The sequence below is a fragment of the Vibrio pomeroyi genome (assembly GCF_024347595.1).
Classification (GTDB): domain Bacteria; phylum Pseudomonadota; class Gammaproteobacteria; order Enterobacterales; family Vibrionaceae; genus Vibrio; species Vibrio pomeroyi.
Genome location: NZ_AP025506.1, coordinates 2,457,750 through 2,480,470, shown reverse-complemented (window position 1 = coordinate 2,480,470; position 22,721 = coordinate 2,457,750). Strand labels below are relative to the sequence as shown.

At 43.6% G+C, this 22,721-nt stretch carries 16 protein-coding genes; 6 read left to right on the top strand and 10 right to left on the bottom strand.

Features of this window, described 5'->3' with window-relative positions:
* Nucleotides 1-87: 87 nt before the first annotated feature.
* From OCV12_RS10810 to OCV12_RS10800, 3 genes are all read right to left on the bottom strand, one after another.
* A complete protein-coding gene (locus OCV12_RS10810; RefSeq protein ID WP_261884645.1) occupies nucleotides 88-1,089 on the bottom strand; it encodes a lipid A deacylase LpxR family protein in 1,002 nt (333 codons plus the stop codon).
* Nucleotides 1,090-1,290: 201 nt separating this feature from the next.
* Nucleotides 1,291-3,567, bottom strand: a complete 2,277-nt coding sequence (gene pflB, locus OCV12_RS10805) for a formate C-acetyltransferase (protein WP_017631244.1) — start codon at nucleotides 3,565-3,567, stop codon at nucleotides 1,291-1,293.
* Between the two features lie 307 nt (nucleotides 3,568-3,874).
* Nucleotides 3,875-5,416, bottom strand: coding sequence for a DUF3360 family protein (locus tag OCV12_RS10800; RefSeq protein ID WP_017630432.1), 1,542 nt, complete (start codon nucleotides 5,414-5,416; stop codon nucleotides 3,875-3,877).
* A gap of 793 nt (nucleotides 5,417-6,209) precedes the next feature.
* Between OCV12_RS10800 and OCV12_RS10795 the strand changes: the two genes are divergently transcribed.
* From OCV12_RS10795 to OCV12_RS10775, 5 genes are all read left to right on the top strand, one after another.
* Nucleotides 6,210-6,980: an ABC transporter ATP-binding protein gene (locus OCV12_RS10795; RefSeq protein ID WP_004736532.1), complete on the top strand. Its 771-nt coding sequence runs from the start codon at nucleotides 6,210-6,212 to the stop codon at nucleotides 6,978-6,980.
* A 135-nt stretch (nucleotides 6,981-7,115) separates the two neighbouring features.
* Nucleotides 7,116-7,886 (top strand): ABC transporter substrate-binding protein, encoded by a 771-nt coding sequence (locus tag OCV12_RS10790; protein WP_010437364.1) that lies wholly within the window; start codon nucleotides 7,116-7,118, stop codon nucleotides 7,884-7,886.
* Between the two features lie 79 nt (nucleotides 7,887-7,965).
* Nucleotides 7,966-8,706: an ABC transporter permease gene (locus tag OCV12_RS10785; RefSeq protein WP_261884644.1), complete on the top strand. Its 741-nt coding sequence runs from the start codon at nucleotides 7,966-7,968 to the stop codon at nucleotides 8,704-8,706.
* A 2-nt stretch (nucleotides 8,707-8,708) separates the two neighbouring features.
* Nucleotides 8,709-9,386 carry an ABC transporter permease gene (locus OCV12_RS10780; RefSeq protein WP_017062123.1) on the top strand — a complete coding sequence of 226 codons (678 nt, stop codon included), beginning with the start codon at nucleotides 8,709-8,711 and terminating at the stop codon, nucleotides 9,384-9,386.
* Between the two features lie 220 nt (nucleotides 9,387-9,606).
* Nucleotides 9,607-12,441 (top strand): ImpA family metalloprotease, encoded by a 2,835-nt coding sequence (locus OCV12_RS10775; RefSeq protein ID WP_261884643.1) that lies wholly within the window; start codon nucleotides 9,607-9,609, stop codon nucleotides 12,439-12,441.
* A 120-nt stretch (nucleotides 12,442-12,561) separates the two neighbouring features.
* Here the strand turns inward: OCV12_RS10775 and xthA are convergent, their stop codons facing one another.
* The 3 genes from xthA to emrD form a co-directional block, all read right to left on the bottom strand.
* Nucleotides 12,562-13,368: an exodeoxyribonuclease III gene (gene xthA / locus OCV12_RS10770; protein WP_057621890.1), complete on the bottom strand. Its 807-nt coding sequence runs from the start codon at nucleotides 13,366-13,368 to the stop codon at nucleotides 12,562-12,564.
* A 170-nt stretch (nucleotides 13,369-13,538) separates the two neighbouring features.
* The gene (locus OCV12_RS10765) at nucleotides 13,539-15,629 is read right to left on the bottom strand and encodes a S9 family peptidase (RefSeq protein WP_261885953.1); all 2,091 of its coding nucleotides are present in this window, start codon (nucleotides 15,627-15,629) and stop codon (nucleotides 13,539-13,541) included.
* Nucleotides 15,630-15,975: 346 nt separating this feature from the next.
* Nucleotides 15,976-17,181, bottom strand: a complete 1,206-nt coding sequence (emrD, locus tag OCV12_RS10760; RefSeq protein WP_239847915.1) for a multidrug efflux MFS transporter EmrD — start codon at nucleotides 17,179-17,181, stop codon at nucleotides 15,976-15,978.
* A gap of 556 nt (nucleotides 17,182-17,737) precedes the next feature.
* On the opposite strand from emrD, the gene OCV12_RS10755 reads away from it, so the two are divergent.
* Nucleotides 17,738-19,855, top strand: a complete 2,118-nt coding sequence (locus OCV12_RS10755; protein WP_261884642.1) for a methyl-accepting chemotaxis protein — start codon at nucleotides 17,738-17,740, stop codon at nucleotides 19,853-19,855.
* Nucleotides 19,856-19,968: 113 nt separating this feature from the next.
* Here the strand turns inward: OCV12_RS10755 and OCV12_RS10750 are convergent, their stop codons facing one another.
* Genes OCV12_RS10750 through OCV12_RS10735 form a run of 4 tightly spaced genes read right to left on the bottom strand, consistent with a single transcriptional unit; the run spans nucleotide 19,969 to nucleotide 22,642 of the window.
* The gene (locus tag OCV12_RS10750) at nucleotides 19,969-21,102 is read right to left on the bottom strand and encodes a ribosomal protein uL16 3-hydroxylase (protein ID WP_261884641.1); all 1,134 of its coding nucleotides are present in this window, start codon (nucleotides 21,100-21,102) and stop codon (nucleotides 19,969-19,971) included.
* A 29-nt stretch (nucleotides 21,103-21,131) separates the two neighbouring features.
* The gene (gene rsmS / locus OCV12_RS10745; protein WP_017111064.1) at nucleotides 21,132-21,302 is read right to left on the bottom strand and encodes a pleiotropic regulatory protein RsmS; all 171 of its coding nucleotides are present in this window, start codon (nucleotides 21,300-21,302) and stop codon (nucleotides 21,132-21,134) included.
* A complete protein-coding gene (locus tag OCV12_RS10740) occupies nucleotides 21,292-21,840 on the bottom strand; it encodes a primosomal replication protein (protein ID WP_048659684.1) in 549 nt (182 codons plus the stop codon). Before OCV12_RS10740 ends, rsmS begins: the two co-directional genes overlap by 11 nt.
* Before the next feature lie 22 nt (nucleotides 21,841-21,862).
* A complete protein-coding gene (locus OCV12_RS10735; RefSeq protein ID WP_261884640.1) occupies nucleotides 21,863-22,642 on the bottom strand; it encodes a sulfite exporter TauE/SafE family protein in 780 nt (259 codons plus the stop codon).
* Nucleotides 22,643-22,721: the final 79 nt, after the last annotated feature.

Sequence of the window (22,721 nt, the reverse complement as noted above, 5' to 3'; positions counted from 1 at the left end):
AGGTCTTTAAAAATAAGGGCTATCACCTGTGAAGATGATTGCCCTTATTAAACTTGAACCGTGAAGGACGAAAGCCTTTGCTGGTGGCTAGAAGAACGCAAACATTGTGATACCGCCGGTGGTGTACACCGACTCTTTTGCTTCTTTGTAATCAGGTGTTTTTGCCGTAAGTGCGAAGGATGCACCAACGTATTGGTTATACCAAGCCACACCTAGCACAGCGGTTGCTTGAACGTTCTCTAATGTCACATCGTAAATAGCAGGATCTAGACCGTTTTTATCAGAATATTCATCTACACCAGAGCGATCGCCTTCGATTGTTAAGTCGTTAAATCGGTAACGACCTTCAAGGCCTGCATAGGTAAACCAACCTGTGTTTGATGCGCCGATCATACCGGCTTTGAATGGGTTTTCGGTGCTGATGTTCGCCGCACCAAAGTTACCACCTAGGTCTGTACCCCAACGGAACATGAAGCCCGTTGAAATGTCACTTCGAAAGTTACCGACGTTGATCTCTGAAACGTTAGAGATCTCGAAGTCTGTATTTGCTAGTGCTTGATTACGCATTAAGTTGAAATGGCTTAGGTAACCAACGCTTCCCGCCCACTCATCATCAACTTGATATTCCCAACCCATAGGCTCATCTGATTTTGTGATTGAGTGAACCAGCTTTTGAGCATCTTCAGACAATGCACGTTCGCCTGTTGTACCAAACGTGATGTTAAAACGCTGAGCTTGTTGTGGGTTCAAGCTGATGTAGTTGAATTCTGTGTGGAGGTAACCTGCATACGGACGATCATTGGCAGATGGAGTCTCCAACTCAATATCTGAAGGCGTATACATCTTGTGGCCAATCGTGATTTCCCACTTATCTAGAGAGCTTGCGCCCCAGTAAGAAAGGCTCAGTGGTTTTACCCAATTGTATGGCGTAATACTTGATGATGTGTAACCCAGAAATAGACCGTTGGTATAGTCTTGGTCGACACCAAAAATACCATCATTATCTAAAGCAAAAGTCAGCGTCGAACGCTCAGATGCTAAAGATGAGAAAGAGAGAAGAATCAGGGGTAAACAACGCAGGTATTTCATGGAGCAGTTACTCTTAAATTATGAACCGCGATATTACCGTAATTTGACAGAATTTGTGGAAAAAAAGTGAATGGCAGGGTGCTTTTTTGCTCAATCTAACACTTCGAGGGATGGGTTAAGCTTGTGCGATTTACAACGGATATAAAAAAGCCCCGCACATTGGCGAGGCTAATATTATTTACTGTCTATTAAGCGGTGAGCTTATAGAGACTCAGTAAATGTACGTGCGATTACGTCAGCTTGTTGCTCTGCAGTTAGAGAGTTAAAGCGAACAGCGTAACCAGATACACGGATTGTTAGCTGAGGGTATTTCTCAGGGTGCTTAACTGCGTCTTCTAGAGTGTCGCGGTTAAGAACGTTAACGTTAAGGTGTTGACCACCTTCAATGCCAGCTTCGTGGTGGAAGTAACCATCCATTAGGCCTGCAAGGTTAGCACGTTGGCTATCAAGTTCTTTACCTAGTGCGTTTGGCACGATAGAGAACGTGTAAGAGATACCATCTTGTGCGTCAGCAAACGGTAGTTTACCTACAGACGTTAGTGAAGCTACAGCACCTTTCTCATCGCGACCGTGCATTGGGTTTGCACCAGGAGCGAAAGGAGCGCCAGCACGACGACCGTCTGGAGTGTTACCAGTTTTCTTACCGTATACAACGTTAGACGTGATAGTAAGAACTGACTGTGTAGGGATAGAGTTACGGTAAGTCTTAAGCTTACGGATCTTGTTCATGAACGTAGAAACTAGTTCACAAGCGATATCATCTACACGAGAGTCGTTGTTACCGTATTTAGGGTAATCGCCTTCGATTTCGAAGTCAGTTGCGATACCGTCTTCGTCACGGATTGGCTTCACTTTAGCAAACTTAATTGCAGACAGTGAGTCAGCAGCAACAGAAAGACCAGCGATACCACAAGCCATAGTACGACGAACGTCACGGTCATGAAGAGCCATTAGAGACGCTTCGTAGCTGTACTTGTCGTGCATGTAGTGAATGCTGTTTAGTGCAGTCACGTATTGCTTAGCTAACCAGTCCATGAATGTGTCTAGGCGACCCATTACGTCATCGTAGTTAAGAACTTCGTCAGTGATCTTGTCTGAAACAGGACCAACTTGCATCTTAAGTTTCTCGTCCACACCGCCGTTGATTGCGTAAAGCATTGTTTTCGCAAGGTTAGCACGAGCACCGAAGAACTGCATTTGCTTACCAACGATCATTGGAGATACACAACAAGCGATAGCGTAATCATCAGACTCTAGGTCAGGACGCATTAGGTCATCATTTTCGTACTGGATAGAAGAAGTATCGATAGATACCTTCGCACAGAAACGCTTGAAGCCGTCAGGTAGTTGCTCAGACCAAAGAACAGTGATGTTTGGCTCTGGAGAAGGACCCATAGTGTATAGAGAGTTTAGGAAACGGAAGTTCGAACGCGTTACTAGCGTACGACCGTCGATACCCATACCACCCATAGACTCTGTTGCCCAGATTGGGTCGCCAGAGAATAGCTCATCGTACTCAGGAGTACGTAGGAAACGAACCATACGCAGCTTCATTACGAAGTGGTCGATCATTTCTTGTGCTTGTTCTTCAGTGATCTTGCCAGCAGCGATATCACGCTCGATGTAGATGTCTAGGAAGCTCGAAGTACGGCCTAGAGACATTGCAGCACCGTTTTGAGATTTAACAGCAGCTAGGTAGCCGAAGTAAGTCCACTGGATAGCTTCTTGAGCAGTTTGAGCTGGCTCAGAGATATCGAAACCGTATTTCTCAGCCATTTGCTTGATTTGACCTAGAGCACGGTGTTGCTCAGAGATCTCTTCACGCAGTTGCATTGTTGCAGAAAGATCTTCGCCGTTTTCGAACTGCTCTTGAAGAGAAGCGAATTGAGCAGCTTTGTCTTTCATTAGGAAATCAATACCGTAAAGTGCAACACGACGGTAGTCACCAATGATACGACCACGGCCGTAAGCATCAGGAAGACCAGTCAGAACACCAGACTTACGACATTTTAGGATATCAGGAGTGTAGATATCGAAAACGCCAGCATTGTGTGTTTTGCGGTATTCTGAGTAGATTTTTGAAACCATTGGGTCAAGAGTTTCACCGTATGCTTTACAAGAACCTTCAACCATACGTACACCACCGTTAGGGATGATTGCACGTTTTAGTGGCTTCTCAGTTTGTAGACCAACGATAGTCTCAAGATCTTTCTCAATGTAACCTGCATCGTGAGCAGTAATGGTAGAGATAACAGAAGTATCGAAATCTACAGGTGCTTTAGTTGCGTTTTCCTGTTTGATACCTTCCATTACCGAAGACCAAAGCTTGTTAGTTGCTTCAGTACCCTCAGAAACTAGGAAAGACTCGTCGCCTTCATACGGCGTGTAGTTCTTTTGAATGAAATCACGAACGTTTACTTCGCTTTGCCACTCACCTGCAGCAAAATCTTCCCAAGCTTTAGCAAATTGCTCTGCCATGACATACCTACCTTTTTAGTAGAAAAAATACGTACATTAACACTGTTGAGCCAGCGCCCCTCGTAAGGGTAGTACACTCTTATTAATAACAATATATATGAGCATATAAGCGTCATATGGTTATATATATTGTCACTACTTTTTATATGTTGTCTTTACTCTATGAATTCAAGACTACGCTAAAAAATTCCTGCAAACCTTAAACTAAATCAATAAATGCCAAAAAAAGTTGAAAAAATTTGAGTGACAGGGGTTGCCACCCAAACTTTTTTTTAATCCGAATACTACTTTTGTGTAGTAAGCACTATTATAGCCAAGCTTTTAGACCATATTGGCTTTCTAGCATACCAACTGCAAGCATTGCTACTAGACAGATAACTAAAACACCAACTGGGATAACAATCTTGTCTACAAATGATAGACGCTTAGCACGCTCTTTATCGCCAATTAGACCGTTGTTATCTAGAAGCATAGTCAATGCCCATGCTAGTACTGGGTTAACAACCGCTGAACCGAAGATACAGATACCAGCCGCTTGAGAATCTTTAGAATCCTTAACCATTTGCATACCCGCTTCAAGTAGAGGTAGAGATACACCTACAAGTAGCGCAACACGCATCACTGGTGGCCATACTGCAACGTCCATTGGGAAACCAAGAATTGCAACAATAATACATAGAGAACCAAGTAAGATTGCGCCGCCAGGAATTGGACGTTTCGCGATAGCTGCTGGGATCATGTAAGTACCCCAAGAAGAAGTGATGTTACCACCACCAACCGCAGTACCAACCATTTGACGAACTGAACACATAGTCATTGTGTCATCTACGTCCATAAGAACTTTTTCAGACTTTTTAGGGTAGTTAAGTTCTTGGAAGATACGGTGACCTAGGAAGTCAGGTGACCACATTGCTACAGCAAGGATTGCAAATGGTAGAGATGCAATGAAGTGTTCAACGTTTGGCAAGCCAAGCATCCAACCTTCAGAAGTAGAACCCCACCAGTAAACTGGGTTTAGGTTTGGAATGCCCATTTCAGTTTCGAATACGATGTCGAAGCCTGCGCCTAATACTAATGCAATAGCAAGGCCAGTGAATGCACACACTGGGATAGCCAACCAACGCTTGTTCACTTTTGCTAGGAAAGCGTAAATAGCAATAGTAATAGCAAGAACGATTAAACCAACGTAACCCATGCTGCCCGCTTCAACAGTAGAAGATTGAAGACCAACCGCCCATTCTTGAATTGAGTTGATTTGGCTCATTGTACCGGTTAGGCCTAAGAAAATGAGCAAGCCACCAGCGGTACCTTCAGAAGTCAGGTTAACCAGCTTGGAGCCGCCTTTTAGGAAACTTAGGATAAGACCAAAGACACCGATAAGGATTGCCAATGCAAGAGGGTGAGCACCAGCTAGAGCGATGGTACCAATAAGAGGAATCATTGGGCCGTGGTTACCGGCAAGGTTTGCTTTAGGGTTAAAGAAACCAGAAGCTAGGATACAGAACAGCAGTGCAGGGATAAGCATTTCTACACGAGCGACTTCAATCGCAAACTCTTTACCTAGGTTTACGTGATCCCAAGCTTGAGTTAGGCCGTCAGCCCAAGACATCATTACTGCAGAGTACATTGCGATAATACCAATAGTACCAGCAAGTGCAGGAACAAGATCTTCAAGTTCAAAGCGGAAGTCACGACCAGGAAGGTTTAGGCCGAAGCGGCGAGGCTTCATGATTTGAAGCTCGTGATCTAGATAATCTGAGCGGCTCTCAAATTCAGAAGCAGGACGGTGTAGCTCTTTATAGCTTTTCTCTTCTACTTCAGAGTTCGCATTATTCACAACGTCTGACATAGATTCCTCATATTTTTATGTTAGTAATTCTAAAATTGAATTCTATAATTTCGCGTAATTGCGTTATTTCTTAGTTATAACTCATTAACATTATGTTGCACGGTTTTGATGTGCTTTTATGCAGCTAAGTTAAAAGAAATGTTTGGCATTTTTAATGCCTTATTCTTTGCTCAGGAGTCTAACAAGCTTACCCTTTAGGGTGATTGATCTTGATCACTTTATGAGTGTATGTGAAAGAAAGCTACAAAACGAAGCGATTCATTAACGTACCATTGATGAATCGTGTAATTAGTTTTCACAAATTGACGTTTACCTATCTTCTTCGAGCCTTTGTCTTCATAGCTCGAGCTCAATGTCCAATTCTTACTGAGTTATTTCACTATTACTTGCTTCCTAACCGTTCCCGGTGAAATGCTTACAATGTAATAACCTTAAAATAATTTTGTCTTATGGTGTGTATGTAGCGTTGAGCGTGCAGATTATATTTTGCAGATCTCGGCGTATCTAAGTTCACAAAACTTGTTTTTCTTGTGAGACATCAAGCTACGGGAATCTCATTTTGGTTAACTTTATTTAAACAATGTAAGGGGTGTAATTACAGCTTATTGATAGAACTCATTCATTAAATTGAGGCGAAAACGCTACCTTTTGCATAATAAGTCAGAGTGAATCGCTATTTATTCCAATTTATTAGGTTAATAATTTGTTGCATGTTGTTTCGTGTGGTGCTAGTTTGTATCGCATGAAAAGGTCGGAGTACCTTGCATTTTCACAAACTTGGGAGAGAAAGCGCATGAAAGATGTACCAGCGCTGGACATAAAGGATCTACACAAAACGTTTGGTCAAAATGAAGTTTTAAAGGGAATTTCACTTTCTGCGCATAAAGGCGATGTTGTATCGATTATCGGATCTTCAGGGTCGGGTAAAAGTACTTTCCTTAGATGTATCAACCTTTTAGAGACACCAACCGCAGGCGAGATTTGGGTTAATGGCGAATTAATTCAAATGAAAAACAACCGCCAAGGTGTATCTGTTCCTGCCAATGAAAAACAAGTACAGCGAATCCGTTCTCGCTTAGCGATGGTTTTTCAAGGCTTCAATCTTTGGTCTCACCTGACCGTTCTCGAAAATGTTATCGAAGCACCCGTTCACGTATTAGGTGTACCTAAAGCTCAAGCGATTGAAAATGCAGAACTACTACTTAAAAAAGTAGGTTTGTATGAGCGTAAAGATTACTACCCAGGCCATTTATCAGGTGGACAACAACAACGTGCGGCAATTGCTCGAGCGTTAGCCGTTGATCCGGAAGTGATGCTGTTTGATGAACCAACATCGGCACTTGACCCTGAGTTAGTAGGGGAAGTACTTGGTGTTATGCGCGATCTAGCAGAAGAAGGAAGAACCATGCTTGTGGTAACACATGAAATGGCTTTTGCTCGTGACGTATCAAACCATGTGATGTTCCTGCACCAAGGTCTAGTGGAAGAACAGGGCGATCCAGCTAAACTGTTTACGGAACCTGAATCTGAGCGTTTACAACAATTTATCTCATCGATTTACTAATCAGAATTGAAATGCCGTTGCCAAGGTAAATAGCGACGGTGTGAACAATAAAACACAACAAGTAAGTTAATAAGCAACAACAAACACAATATAAAATTAGCAAAACATAAAAACCTAAATCACAGGAGTAGGGATATGAAAAAGTGGTTATTAGTCGCGGCACTTGCTGCAACTGCTGCAACGGGCGTAGCTCAAGCAAAAGAATGGAAAACAGTACGCTTTGGTATTGAAGGTGCTTATCCTCCATTTAGCTGGACAGAAGCTGACGGTTCACTGAAAGGCTTTGATGTCGATATGGCTAACGCGCTTTGTACTGAAATGCAGGTGCAGTGTAAGATCGTTGCACAAGACTGGGATGGTATTATTCCTTCTCTACTTGCTCGTAAATATGATGCGATCATCGCGGCAATGTCTATCACGGAAGAACGTAAGAAAAAAATCGACTTCACTGGTAAATACGCACTTATCCCAAACAAGTTCATCGCTAAGAAAGGTGCAGGCCTTAACTTTGATGATCTAAGCGGTCAAAAAATTGCCGTTCAACGTGCAACAACTCACGATAAATACCTAACAGACAACTACGGCGACACAGTAGAGATCGTTCGTTACGGTTCATTCGACGAAGCTTACCTTGATCTAGCAAACGGTCGTGTTGCAGCTGTACTAGGTGATGCATCTGCTCTAGAAGAAGGCGTGCTAAACAAAGCTGGTGGTGAAGACTACGAGTTCGTTGGTCCATCACTAACTGATCCTAAGTGGTTCGGCGAAGGTTTTGGTATTGCTCTACGTAAGCAAGACAAAGATCTGACTAAGCAATTAGATGCGGCAATCCTTTCACTACGTGAAAAAGGCATCTACCAAGATATCGCGGCTAAATACTTCAACTACGACGTATACGGTCAGTAATCTTTAGCGTCAATTCTTAAGGGAGAGGTTCTCCTCTCCCTGTCTTACCAACTTTTTCGCAGTTCTGTTGGAATCCATTATGTTTGATTTACAAGGATATGAAGCGTCGATCCTGAAAGGGGCGGTGCTCACAATCGAAGTTGCCTTGCTGTCGCTAATTTTAGCTATGGTTCTTGGTATGCTAGGTGCCTTAGCAAAACTCGCGCCTTATCGCTGGGCTCGTGCTATTGCAACCCTCTACACAACCGTCATTCGAGGCATTCCAGATCTCGTACTGATGATGCTGATTTTCTTTGGTGGACAAATCCTTTTAAACAACAGTTTGTATTCCATCAATGAGTGGCTCAACGAGTGGTTCACGTCAAGTAATCCTAACCACGAATGGACCTCTTACCTACCTGATTACATTGACGTCAGCCCATTTGTTGCTGGTGTCTTAACCATAGGCTTCATTTTTGGCGCTTACATGGCAGAAACATTCCGCGGTGCCATCATGGCAGTTGACAGCGGTGAGATGGAAGCGGCAAAAGCTTATGGTATGGGACCTGTACTAGCGTTCCGTCGTATTCTATTGCCACAAATGATTCGTCACGCCTTACCGGGTTTTGGTAACAACTGGCTGGTACTACTTAAAACCACCGCGCTGGTTTCGATTATTGGCCTAGAAGACATGGTACGTGTTAGCGCACTGGCGGCAGGTTCAACCAAAATGCCATTTACCTTTTACATGACTGTGGCGATTATCTTCTTATTCTTCACCAGTGTTTCGACGGGCTTACTCAAGCTGGTTGAACGTAAATTCAGTATCCACGCGAGGTAGTTATGGACTTTTCATTGATAATTGAAAGCCTGCCGATTTACCTTGGTGGTTTATGGACAACGGCTTGGATGGTTTGCGTCGCTTTGATCATTGGCTTATTCGTAGCCATACCATTAGCTATCGCTCGCAACAGTCCGAATATGCTGATTAATGCTCCGGCTTGGTCATTCATCTATTTCTTCCGTGGTACGCCATTACTGGTTCAGCTGTACCTGATTTACTACGGTATGGACCAATTCTTCCCAGTGAAAGACACATTATGGGAAAACGCGTGGTTCTGTGCTTTGGTGGCATTCATTCTTAACACGTCAGCTTATACCGCAGAGATCATTCGTGGTGCGATTAACGGCTTACCGAAAGGTGAAGTGGAAGCAGCAAAAGCTTACGGCATGAGTACGCCGAAAACTTACCGTCGTATCATTTTACCAAGTGCTCTACGTCGCGCACTGCCTGCCTACAGTAACGAAGTTATCTTCATGCTTCACGGTTCAGCCGTTGCGGGTATCGTAACGATTATGGACTTAACAGGTGCTGCACGTTTGGTTAACTCACGTTACTACGCTCCATTCGAGTCTTTCTTAACAGCAGGTCTGTTCTATATGGCGCTAACGTTCATCATCATTGCGATTTTTAAATTCGCAGAGAAACGTTTCCTTGCTTACCTAAGACCACTTAGCTAATTGCATTTTACATAGTTAACAAAACGGCGCTCATTGAGCGCCGTTTTTTTGTATCACAAGAAAGCTCAGTGATGGCTTTGGATAGGTTCACCTTGGAGAGCTATCGATTTTTAAAAACAGTTAACTTGCTTCAAATTGTGCTTACACATTCATTAGAATAATTGCTTTAGATTTAACTATAGATAGACTCGGCGAAATTTTGTTGTTGTATGGAATAATGATGAAAAAGAGTAACTTACTATCCAATTTGGTTCTTTGTGTTATTACCCTATCACTTTTAGGATGCGGAGGTGGTAGCGGCGGTGAAAGTGCCCAAACTGGTTCTGGTGGTTCTGGTGGTTCTGGTGGTTCTGGTGGTTCTGGTGGAGAAGGGAGCGGAGGTGACGGAAGCGATGACCCTGATATTACACCGACTCCACAAACAGCAGTACAAAAGGCATTGTCCACGGGCGATGCCTTGTATGTAACTGACTCTAATGAATTTATTGAAGCTAGCCAAGCTTTAGTGGCTCGATACAACTCGGATTACAATCTGATTAAACAAGCTTTATCTCAAAACTCAGATGGGGAGCCGTTACGCAATCTTCATTGGGATCCAACCCATGACACAGCAATTATCTTACCTACCTATGGCTTTAATGATGTCATCTTAAAAACTAATAAAGCGATGATTGATGGATATGATGCTCAAGAGTTAGTGATAGGTATTGCTGGTTATACATCAGACAACAGTCGCTATGCAGCATTGGCGAGTAACCCTTTTAGAACGAAGCAACGTTTCCCTGATTCTGTTAATGACGAGATGAACACTTGGTTGAAGAATTTGGTTACTTGGGTTTCAGGTACTGATGCGCCCCAGAATGTTGTGTTAGCTCAGCTTGATCAGTCTCATTACTTTCCTGATGATCAAGCGACACGAAACTGGTTAACAGACAATGTTAACGCTTCTATGGCTATCAACGCTGACAACGCTTGTGACGGCAGCCAGTTAAGCCAGTGTCTTGAAGCTAATAACCCTGATTTGTTGATCGTGTCTCAAAAGCTTATTGCTGGCGATAGCATAGACGATGTTCTTAAGGGCGTACGCCTCGCGTTCAGCAACAATATTCCTGTGTTATACCTGCATCTTGATGGTGGTATGACGGACTTAGGTAATGCCTTGTTCGCTGAAATGCACATGACCTACGTTGGTGATAACTATTGGCGCAAGCTCGGCCTGTCTAATTGGGATTCTACACAGCTTATTAATCAGGTTCCGGATAACATTATTCAACAACAAGCACTTTTACAGAGATTGAAAGACGATAGTTTTACTGTTGACCTGAATACCTGTGATGACAAATCTTGCCCTGCTGAATCCAATATGGATGAAGAGTTCTATATTGCAGCAAACAGTATTCGTTCCCATCTAACATCGCTTGATAGTAAGAAAGTGGATCTGTTTACAACGGATGATTACGAATATGAAAAGCTGTTACTGCTACTTGCTGACCATTACCGTCAAGACGTTCAGTACCCAATGGGTAAAGGCGTGACAGAGAGAATTGATTTTCTTCGCTCTTATTACAGTGATTATGCGGTATACAACAGTCGCGTGTATAACGCGGCGCAACCAAGTCTAGGGAACTTTAGTACCAAGAGTTTTGAGAATGTACCGCTCGTCTCGAAAACCATTGCCTTGGAGTCCAAAAGAAACTTCCGATCCGCTGGCGTGTATGCCTTGCCTGGTAAGACAATCAAGGTGACTCGCTTAGACAATAACGATGTGGCTACGTCTATTGCATTTAATACATTGCGTAGCGGCGCGACACACGAGTTTTCAGGCAATGACGGTTACGCTCGGCCAAAATTTCTCACCTCGGTAACCTACCCAGTGAAAACGGGAGAGACGATTTATCTCACTTCAGCCTATGGTGGAACATTACAGGTTCATTTTGATACCAATGATATTGATGTGGAGCTGCGTTTTGAAAATGTCGCGCAACACCCCGTTTGGCGCAGTGAGGCAGACAACGACAGTTTTGTTGCACAGCTTGAGGAAGGAAACTTTGATTGGGCCGAGCTGATTACTCCGGGGTTTGAAGTTCACTCAAAGCTAGAAAAAATGCAGGATTCAGTAAGCCCTGCGCGATGGGATAAGCCACAAGATATGGCATTAGCAACAGAGCGTTACGTTCATAACTTACCTCATGCGCTTGCTGGTTTTGAAGGCCCTGGAATTGATGTCATTAATGAAATTCAGCAATACGCAAAAAATCAGGGTTGGCAGGTTGAAACCATTGATATTGTGAAGCATATGAACGCCGACCAAGCGAACTGTGGTTACGGTTGTTCAGGAAACCCTTATGATGCTTATTGGTCTTTTGACCCTCTAGGGCATGGTGATCTACATGAATTAGGGCATGGGCTTGAGAAGAGTCGCTTTCGTTTCTCTGGTTGGGAAGGTCACTCAACAACGAACTACTACTCCTATTACAGTAAGTCTCGTTATTACCAAGAGACAGGAAAGATATCTGCTTGCCAAGGTTTAGACTTCAAAGGTCAATTTGAGATACTTAAACAGAGTCGTTTGGAGGCAGATCCGAACGCTTATATGGCTACTCAGAACCAAGCGAATTGGAGTTGGGGCGCGCGCATCTATATTCAGATGATGATGTTGGCACAAGAGCAGGGGATTTTGACAACGGGTTGGCACTTATTGGGGCGCTTGCATACGATAGAGCGAGAGTTTAATCGTTTGGCAAAATCAGAAGAACTATGGAACGCGAAAAGAAGCTCGATAGGTTTCTCTGATTACACACTGGAAGAGGCAAAAGCTATCTCTAATGATGATTGGCAATTGATCGCGATGAGCTATGTCACTCAACGAGATATGCGAGCGCACTTGGATATGTGGGGCTTTAGTTTTGAGAATAAGGCGAAACAGCAAGTTGGAAGTTTGAATTTAGCTATCATGCCTCTTAAGTATTTTGCATCAGATGATACTGGCTATTGTTTGGATGACTTTGCGAAGTATCCATTGGATGTTGATGGAAGCGCTGTTTGGCCACTTTGAAAGCTCGGTAGCAACCGATTTGCTTGAGCGATAAATATGGATATGAAAAAGGAGAGTGGGTAATTCCAACTCTCCTTTCTTTTTGAGTAGTTAAACTAGAAAACGAGTAAAACGAGCTAATTACTTAAACGTCGACCAAATTGGCGCGTGATCAGATGGTTTTTCGATACCACGTAGTTCGTAGTCGATGCCAGCTTCAGTACATTTATCAGCAAGCTTTTGAGTCGCTAGGACTACATCAATACGCAGGCCGCGGTTGTCTACGAAACCTTTTGAGCGGTAATCAAACCACGAGTATTGATCGTTTACTTCAGGGTGTAGCAAACGGAAACTGTCTACAAAACCCCAATCCATCAATGTTTTCAACCATTCGCGCTCTTCTGGTTGGAAAGAACACTTACCGGTTTTCAGCCAACGTTTTGCATTAGGTTCACCAATGCCGATGTCAGCATCAATTGGGCTGATATTAATGTCGCCCATTACGATCACTTGTTCATCTTTATTGTGGTAATCGTTTAGGTAAGTCATCAAGTCTTTGTAGAACTCGCGCTTGTACGGGTATTTGGTTTCATGCTTGATGTTATCCCCTTGAGGGAAGTAACCATTTAGTACTGTAACCTTTTCACCGTTTTCATCTTCAAACGTCGCCATGATCATACGTTTTTGATGGTCTTCATTGTCGGTTGGAAAACCTTTCTGAACCGAGATTGGCTCTTGCTTACACAGCATAGCCACACCGTAGTGTGCTTTTTGGCCGTGAAAGTAAACCTTGTAGCCCATTGCTTCAACATCAGCAATAGGGAAGGCTTCATCGTGTACTTTTATCTCTTGCAGACCAATCACGTCCGGTTGGTGTTTGTCGATAACAGCTTGCAGTTGATGAAGGCGGGCTCTTAGGCCGTTGATGTTGAAGCTAATTACTTTCATTTGTTTTTATACCTCTCGTAAACCTTTGTCACTGCGAGTTTTCAAAGGTTTTTTGATTTGGTGGATTTCATGGTTCATCGTATTTAACCATGCTTAATAATTTCTGTCGCCATTTTGTCGAGACTAAATGGCGACGTTAAATTGTGCGAATACCTACAGTTACGCTGAGTCTACTGAGTTTTTAGTAAGTCTAAAAAGAAGGCGTATTCAAGAGCATCTTCTTTTAATCGCTTAAATCGACCAGACGCGCCACCGTGACCGGCTTCCATATCGGTTTTGAACACCAATACATTGTTGCCTGTTTTCATTTCACGCAGTTTCGCTACCCACTTCATTGGTTCAAAGTATTGCACTTGTGAATCATGTAGACCTGTTGTCACCAACATGTTCGGGTAGTTTTGTACCTTAATGTTGTCGTACGGTGAGTAACTCAGCATGTAGTCATAGTAGGTTTTATTGTTAGGGTTGCCCCATTCATCGTACTCGTTAGTCGTAAGAGGGATCGACTCGTCAAGCATGGTTGTTACTACATCAACAAAAGGAACATGTGCTCCAATGCCTTTATACAATTCAGGCGCTTGGTTGATGATTGCTCCCATTAATAGACCGCCGGCTGAACCGCCTACCGCAAATACTTTGTCTTTAGCGCCATAACCTTCTTCAACTAGGTCTTTAGTTACATCGATAAAGTCATTGAACGTGTTTTGCTTGGACAGTTTTTTGCCGTCTTCATACCAAGGTCGCCCTAGCATTTCTGAACCGCGGATGTGAGCAATCGCAAAAACGAAACCTCTATCAAGCAGGCTGAGACGAGTTGAGCTGAACGTCGGTTCAATGGTTGAACCGTAAGATCCGTAGCCGTATTGGTAAATTGGGTTAGTGCCGTCTTTCTTGAATAAATCTTTGCGATACACCAAAGAGACTGGTACTTGCTTGCCATCGCGAGCCGTAACCATGATTCGCTCTGATTGGTAGTTATCCGCTTCGAAATCACCTAATACTGGTGTTTGCTTTTTGATTTCTGACTCACCCGTGCTTAGGTCGAAATCATAGTAAGTTCCTGGCGTAGTCAAGCTGCTGTAATAGATTCGAACTTTTGAGTTATCTAATTCATAGTTACTTGTTAGGTAAGCAGCGAAAGCGGTGTCGTTAAATTCAAGTGGGAACTCTTTGCCTGTTGAGAGTTGGCGAACCGTGACTGTCGACAAGCCATCCGCACGTTGCTCGTAAATAAGGTGGTCATCAAACAACTCGAAATCAACAAGCTGAGTGTTATCGTCTGCTGCAATGACATCGACCCATTTTGAGCGGTCATGCATGTCATCAGCTGCGACTTTCATTAAACGAAAGTTGACTGCTTGGTAGTTGGTGTAGATGTAATACCAATCACCCAGTTTAGCGATGCTGTACTCTATGCCTGTCTCTTTTGGGTAGAAAGCTTTGGCTTTAGCCTGTGGATTGTTGGCATCAATGACTGAAACACCACTGGTTTCTGTGCTCGAGTGCCAAATGTAGACCTCTTCACCATCTTTGCTTTTGCTCAATGAGGTGTAGTAAGCGCTGTCGGTTTCTTCGTAGATTAACTCATCGCTAGTTTGAGGTGTGCCTAAAATGTGGCGGTAAACTTGGTAACCCAGCAGTGTTTGTGGATCTTTCTTGATGTAGTAAAAGGCTTGGTTATCGTTTTGCCACGCAATAGCACTCGAAGCACCTTCAATTTCATCGTTTAAGTACTCACCAGTGGTGAGGTCTTTAATCTTGATGGTGTAAATGCGGCGGCTCAGGGTATCTTCGCCATACGCCAACAAGTTTTCGTCTGGGCTGATTGTTAGGCCACCGATACTGAAGAATTCGTGTTCTTTTGCTAGTTCGTTAACGTCTAAGATGACTTGCTTGTCTGTGCCTAAAAAGTCTTTTTCACGCAAGTGAACTGGATATTCGTTGTCTCCTGTGACTTTATTCGAGTAGTAGTAGCTGCCTTTGCGAACCGGTACTGAATTGTCGTCTTTCGCGATTCGGCCTTTGATCTCTTCAAGTAACTGTTTTTGTGTTGATTCGGTATGCTTCAGCACGGTCTCTGCGTACTGGTTCTCTTGTTCAAGATGCTGCAAGATCTCTGGATCTTGGCGTTCATCATCGCGCATCCAGTAGTAATTATCGATTCGAGTATCACCATGAATCGTCATTGCATGAGGGACTTTCTTAGCAACAGGAGCTTGTGTCTGCTGAGCGACGAGTTGCGATGGAGAGTAGTGTTTCATGGTTGTTATTCCTTGATTGCTGCATCCAGCGACAAGCGCCACCGATACGGCTAATGTGGTTAAAGCGAAACGCATCTGTATATCCTTAGTGTGCACCTTACTCGTTTTAATGCCAGCATCCTTTTCTATCAGAGCCTAGGTATCTTGGTGTTCTTCCAGTGATATTATTTATAATTGGATTCTGGATATGCACTTTCAAGGTAAGTGTCTGTTATTGTTTTCAAAAAATCAAAGTAATGTTAAATGAAATTGATGATAGATGTGGGCAAGTGGAAACGGGTAACAAAAAGGGACACACTTATCAGTATGTCCCTTTTCTTCGTTTGGGAAGGATTCGAATTTTACTTTAGATAGCCAATGGCATTTCGTTTGAGTGGTCAGGTTTACGATTGACCCAACGTAAACCAAGCATCACGATAAATGACATTGCAATCATCAAACAACCGAGTGGCAGTTGGTCTTGAGCCGGGAAGAACGATGCCAATAGTGTTGCGATACCAGCACCTAGGTTTTGCATCCCGCCTAAGATCGCGCCTCCTGTACCTGCATGGTATGGGAATGGCGAAAGTGCACCTGTAGTTGCCGCTGGGAATAAGATACCGGCACCCAAGAAGTAAATGGTTGCACCGCCAATCAAAGTTAGTGCTGTTGTTTGACCAAACAGACCCGGTATCAGCACCACCGCTGAGCCGACTAAGATCGACACCAGACCAACATTCAGTGCGCGGCGCTCAGAGCGACGTTGTGCAATGTAGCTAGATAGGCCAGCACCGACTAAGTAGCCTGGAATAGGCAAAACAAACAACAAGCTTACTGTGGTTGCCGGTAAACCCAGCACGCCACCAAGTAGTACACCTGCCGCTGCTTCAAATACTGCGACGCCCGCAAATGTTGCCACTAATACTAGTAAGAAACCTTGGAAGCGTTTGTCAGACAGAACGAATTTGTAGCTGTTTACAACAGACTCGTTTTTGCGTCGTTCTTTTGGCAGAGTTTCCATCATGCTCGTCATCATGGTGATCACTACAGCGATACCAAACAGTGCTAGGAACAAGTAGCTAGAACGCCAACCGAAAGCTTCTGTTAGGTAACCACCCAGAACAGGCGCCATTAATGGTGAGAAAATCACACACATGCTGATTAAGCTATTTGCACGGTGCAGCTCTGCGCCTTCAAAACAGTCACGAGTCAATGTACGAGACATCGCACCGCCACAACCGATGCCTAAGCCTTGGATAAAGCTACCCACTAGGAACCATTGATACTCATGAGCGAACAACGCCACCAAAGTACCTATGATGTAGATGATCAAACCTGCAACGATGATAGGTTTACGACCTAGGCGATCAGAAAGCGGGCCGTAAACAAATTGCGACAGACCATAAGGGATCAAGTAGCACGCCATCACAGCTTGAAGTGAAGACGCAGAAACCAAGAACTCACCCGCCATATGACCGATAGAAGGCACGTACATCGTTTGAGTCATTTGACCTACGGCTGTCAGAATAGCGATTAAAAAGGTAAGTTTCGCTAATGGAAACGAGGCAGACATTTGCGTATCTCTCCAAAAATTAAAGACGTAAAAAGCCTTAGCGCTCCATTAAGGAGAGCCAAAAGAATAAAGTATTCAGGGAATCTAGGCGCGAGATATTAGAGCTTGATTGACGACTTAGCAATCAAAAAATGTGAAGTTGATCAAGATAAAAATCTATAACTTGGATTAGAAAAAATAATCCGAAATCACTGTGTTCTAGGTATGTAGAGTGTGGGGGATGGGCTTCCTTGAAATGTCTCTTTGATAAAGCAATATTCCCATTAATAGTGTTAGTTCAAACATCTCTCTAAGTTGCGAATACCGCTAGTTGGGCGTTCTTGCTTCAATAGTTTAACTTGGCGTGACAAGCTGAAAGCTCTTGAAATCACAGTAACAAAAGACAAAAAACACGACTTATTAACATTTATGTAAACTTTCGTTTTATATGTGTGCAAATTGTGCTGTAATCATCCGCTAAGCTATTCGTCTAACTCATTAACATTGTAGACAGCAATTCGTTATCAATGTGAGAGTTATGGTTAAGGAAGTCTTTTGGCTTAAATAAGGATATTAAATGCGCTCTCTATCGGTACAGTGGAAAATAACCCTCTTAGCAGGTTGTTGCCTAATCATTACTTCACTGTCTCTTATTGGTTTCTCGATCTACAACGCGACGAGTAATCAACAAGTCATCAAATCTCAAAGCTCAGAATCAGTTATCAATAAAACTCAGCAGTTGTTGGCGTCTGTTTCTCAGCTTAATGCTCAAGAAACTCAACGTTACGTCGACGAAGCGATTTACCGCGCAGAGATGCTAGCGGCGAGTGCTCAGTTTTTAAAGAACAATGCCGATGAAAACTTTACGCCAAGTGAAGAGCTTCGTACTGCGTTGGACGAGATGGTGCGTCGTTCAGTTTTAAACTTTGATTCGATTCAAGGGGCGTATTTAGTCTTTAAGCCAGACTTACTCGATAGTGAAGACGCGAACTACGTTGATGCCGATTATGTCGGATCTAACGAAAAAGGCCGCTTTGCACCTTATTGGAAGGTGGCAGACAATGGTGAGAATGTTCTGCCGAATGTGCTTTCAGAATCGACTTTGAGTGACGATAGCAACAGTGAGCGTTTCTACTGTCCTTTGTCATCAGGGCAAACATGTATTAGTACGCCAAGAGTTGTAAACAGCGGGGGTAAAACCTTACTGACTTCTTCAATCTCTGTGCCTATCTTAGTCGATGATATGGCGATTGGTTTCTTAGGGATTGATCTAAGACTCGATGGCTTAACCAATGTAGTGACTCAATCTGACCAAAGCTTGTTCGATGGCGCAGGTGCGGTTTACGTGGTGAGCCTAGACGGTTCTGTTATTGCTTCTGATGATTCAAGCATTGCAGTTGGTTCGAGCTTCCAAAGTAACAACACAAACAGCGACTTGATGACCGATTTTATCTTTGGTGGCGAAGTGACAACGCAATGGAGTGAGAACGGTGAGTGGTTACTCGCATTTGCGCCTGTTGTCGCTGCGAACCAAACTTGGGGTGTGTTGTTCGAGATCCCAAGAGAGAGTGTCGTCGCCGATGCAAATAAATTGGATTCCATCATTAGTACTAAGTTAAGTGAAGGCATCAAGACAGAAGTGATCGCAGGTACTGTGTTTATTTTCTTTGGTCTAGCTATTATTGCATTTGCTTCACTGTCTATTGTTAAGCCAATTCGACAGGTGGTAGAAAGGTTGAATGATATTGCTTCTGGTGAAGGCGATTTAACGCAGCGCTTAGAAGTGAAATCTCAGGATGAAATCGGCCAGTTATCGAAAGGGTTTAACCTGTTCTTAGATAAGCTTCAGCACACAATCAAAGAAGTGGTTCTAACAACGGAGCAGGTAGCGAGCACAACTAGCCAAGCGAAAGCGTCTGCATCAAGCACACGTGAAAGCAGCGAATCTCAATTCAAAGAAGTCGATTTAGTTGCAACAGCGGCAGAAGAGATGACTCAAACCGCAGGTTTAGTGGTACAAAACGCAGAAGTTGCCGTGGACGCAGCGTGCGAAGCGAACCGTTCTGCTCAGCAAGGGCAAGAAGTTATCGAGCTTTCAGCCGGTGAAATGAGAAAGCTGGTGGAGCGTATGTCGAGTGCTGTGCCTATTGTTGAAGAGCTAGCGAAGAATAATGGAAACATCACTGAGATCTTAAGTGTTATCGAGGGGATCTCTGAACAGACTAACCTACTAGCACTGAATGCTGCGATTGAAGCGGCAAGGGCGGGTGAGCAAGGTCGAGGCTTTGCGGTTGTTGCTGATGAAGTAAGAAACCTAGCAAGCCGCACACAATCATCAGTTGGTGAAATCAGAGCGGTTATCGATAAGGTTCATGCAGGTACTCAAGATGTTGTTGAGGCGATACAAGAAGGCAATATTCTCGCCAATGACACTGCCTTACATGTCCAAAAAGCGGTTGAGGATCTGGGTTCGATCTTTACTTCGATAGAAGCGATCAGTGATATGAACAATCAGATCGTAAGAGCGGCAGAAGAGCAGCAATCTGTGTCTGGTGAAGTGAATCAAAGTGTGGTTAACATTCGAGACTTGAGTGCGAAGATCTTGGAACAAGCCGCGGCTTCTGAGCAAGTGGGTAATGAAATTGATCAGCTGTCTCAACAGCAGCAGAAATTAGTTAATCAGTTCAAAGTATAACGATTAAGACCTAACCAACTCTTGAATTGAAAAAGGGACAAATGAAATCTTCATTTGTCCCTTTTTTTATATCTTGCTACCAAAGTGAGTCGATAACGAGTGGTTGATACTGTTTACTCTTCGATGAACCAGTAGCCTTTGTTCACTAATTCAGTCACGACCGTTATACCAGAAGAAGATAGGGCAGTAGCCGAAGTAATTACAGTCTCATCGCAAAGTATGTTGAGTAAAGAAGAATCCGCTTCATCAACCTTAACCACTTCACCATTGATGTAAGCTGTGTTGCTTTCATTTTCGTGGTAGAGCGCTTTTAAGCCTGACACTCGGTGGATTTCACCTTCTGACTCCAAGTGTTGAGCAATCTCTTCTTGAGTCCATAGTGGCTCTGGGGCAACGATATCAAGTTGATGGCGTGATTGGCTCAGTAAACAACCCATGAAATCACTCACGGTTTCAGGCTGTTCTAATGCGGACTTCAACATATCAGTTAGGTTACTCAAATCTGACGAACGAATCTTGCCGTAGCCATCTTGCGTTTTGAACTCTGGATCATGCAGGTGCACGTCGCCCATATCATGAGCAAGCACAAAGTCGGCAAAGTTACTGATTAGCTCTTGCTCTTTAGGAGAGCGGTAGCCAATCGAGTAGCTCATTGATGGTTCAAGCGTGTTGCCTTCGTGTGGGAAGCCTGGCGGGATATAAAGGATATCACCTGGCTCTAAGGTTTCATCAATGATTGGCTCAAAGCCTTCTATTTGGCGTAGAGCAGAAGCTTGTACGGTCTCTTTGTATTGACCAACATCTTTTTCGCCCACTTTCCATTGACGCTTACCTTGGCCTTGAATGATGAATACATCGTATTGATCAATGTGAGGGCCAACACCGCCTTCAGGTGCTGAGTAGCAAATCATCAGATCGTCGAACAACCAGTTTGGTAGTTGTTGGAACGCTTCAGTCAGTTGATTTGCACCTTGATGCCAATGGTTGGCTGCTTGAACGATCAATTGCCAATGCGTTTCAGTGAGTTCCCCAAACTTCTCTTCAGTGAATGGACCGTGTTCGGCTGTCCATTTGTTGTCGAGGTTAGAAACAAAGCGAGAATCCACTTCTTCTTCCATCGATAAACCAGCAAGTTCTTCCGGCGAAATTGGGTCGACGAAATTTTGCAAGCCACCTTTTAAGATGGTTGGTTTTTTATGCCAGTAGTTTTCAAGAAACTCGGGCATAGAAAAGCTAAGTTGGTACATGTGAATCCTGTATATTTTTATGCTAGATGCTAGATGCTAGATGCTAGTTTGGCTTGTAAATCTTGCTGGACAATCTTAATTGCTTCTAACGCAACCTTAGGATCGATCTCGTTGCTTTCGAGTAAGTAGATAAGGTCGACAGCTAACTTAACTTCTTCAGGTGCATTATCCAGTGGTGATGATGTGTTATCAGTGCTCATTTCGCTTAGGGTTCTCTAAGTTAATCAATCTCTCAATGTTCTTCATTGAGTCCTCACAGCGTTCCAATCGTTCTTTTGCGAGTTGCCAAGCCTCTTCCGCTTTTTTCTTATGGTGGCGTGGCGCAGAATCAAACGCTAATTTTCGTGTTTGAACTAAATCGACGAGTCGCTTCTGCCAATCTTGGTGTTGTGCGAGTTCGTTGTACAAGTCGTTTAAGCTTTTCCCTGATTTACTTTTCCTATCTAGGCGCAAATCGTGGTTGGCTAACTCTCGCTGAATCGCTGCAATCTGGTTGGTTAGCCTTTCTGTCAGATAATTTGCTCGTGATGAAGTGAGCTGATTGGTGCTCTGTTCACGAATAATGGTGTTATAAGTCGCCTGAGTTTCAAGGGCATAGGGAAGAAGAGTCGAGGCTCCACACTTAAACAAGGCTCGATCGAACAGCGCTTGATGATAAGCGCCACGAGACTTATCGACCTGAGAGCAATGGCCTATCAAGGTATCGATAACACTTTTGAGCTTTGAAAACTGATTCATTTTGCTTCCCGTTTGCTGGTGGCTATAAGTTTACAAACCACGCTTCATAAGCCAGTTTAATTGCAAGCACGCTGACCACAGTCACAAACACAGGTCGTATAAATGTCGCACCAAAACGAATTGCAGAGTGTGCACCAACGAATGCCCCGGCCATTAAGCAAACGCCCATGGTTAAACCAAGAACCCAATCAATATGACCAAGAATTGCAAAGGTCACTAAAGAAGTGAAGTTACTGGTAAAGTTCATTGCTTTGGACAGGCCTGAAGCAAGTAAGATGTTTAGGCGATAAAGCACCATAGAACTTACTGTCCAAAATGCGCCAGTTCCCGGGCCTGCAACGCCATCGTAAAAGCCAAGAATGAAACCTTGATACTTTTGCTTTTTCTTAAGCACAGGGCAAGGTTTCGGTGACACGTTGTGATTGGCATTCGGTGTCTTGTGAAAAATGGTATAGACCGCTGCAGCAAGAATAACTAATGGTAGTACTTTCTCTAGCCACTCAGTGCTTATCGCATCAACGGTTAAAGTACCAATAGTCGCGCCTATCAAGGTGGCAATGAATGCGTTGATCCAACATTCGGGCTTAAATAGCTTTTTACGATAGTAAGTAAAGGCTGCGGTCGATGAGGCAAATGTTGCAGCGAGCTTGTTTGTCCCTAGTGCAATATGTGGCGGCAGGCCAAGCGACAGCAAAGCTGGGACGGTTAACATCCCACCACCACCAGCGACAGCATCAATAAAGCCCGCTGCAAATGCAACTAGAGCGAGGATAACCAACATGGTTGGCTCAATCATTTCCATAAATAGCTAGTGTTCTCGTTATTGGCTGTTGAGGCAGCCACACGAATAATCGATGGATTAATCATGTTGGGTTGTGAAT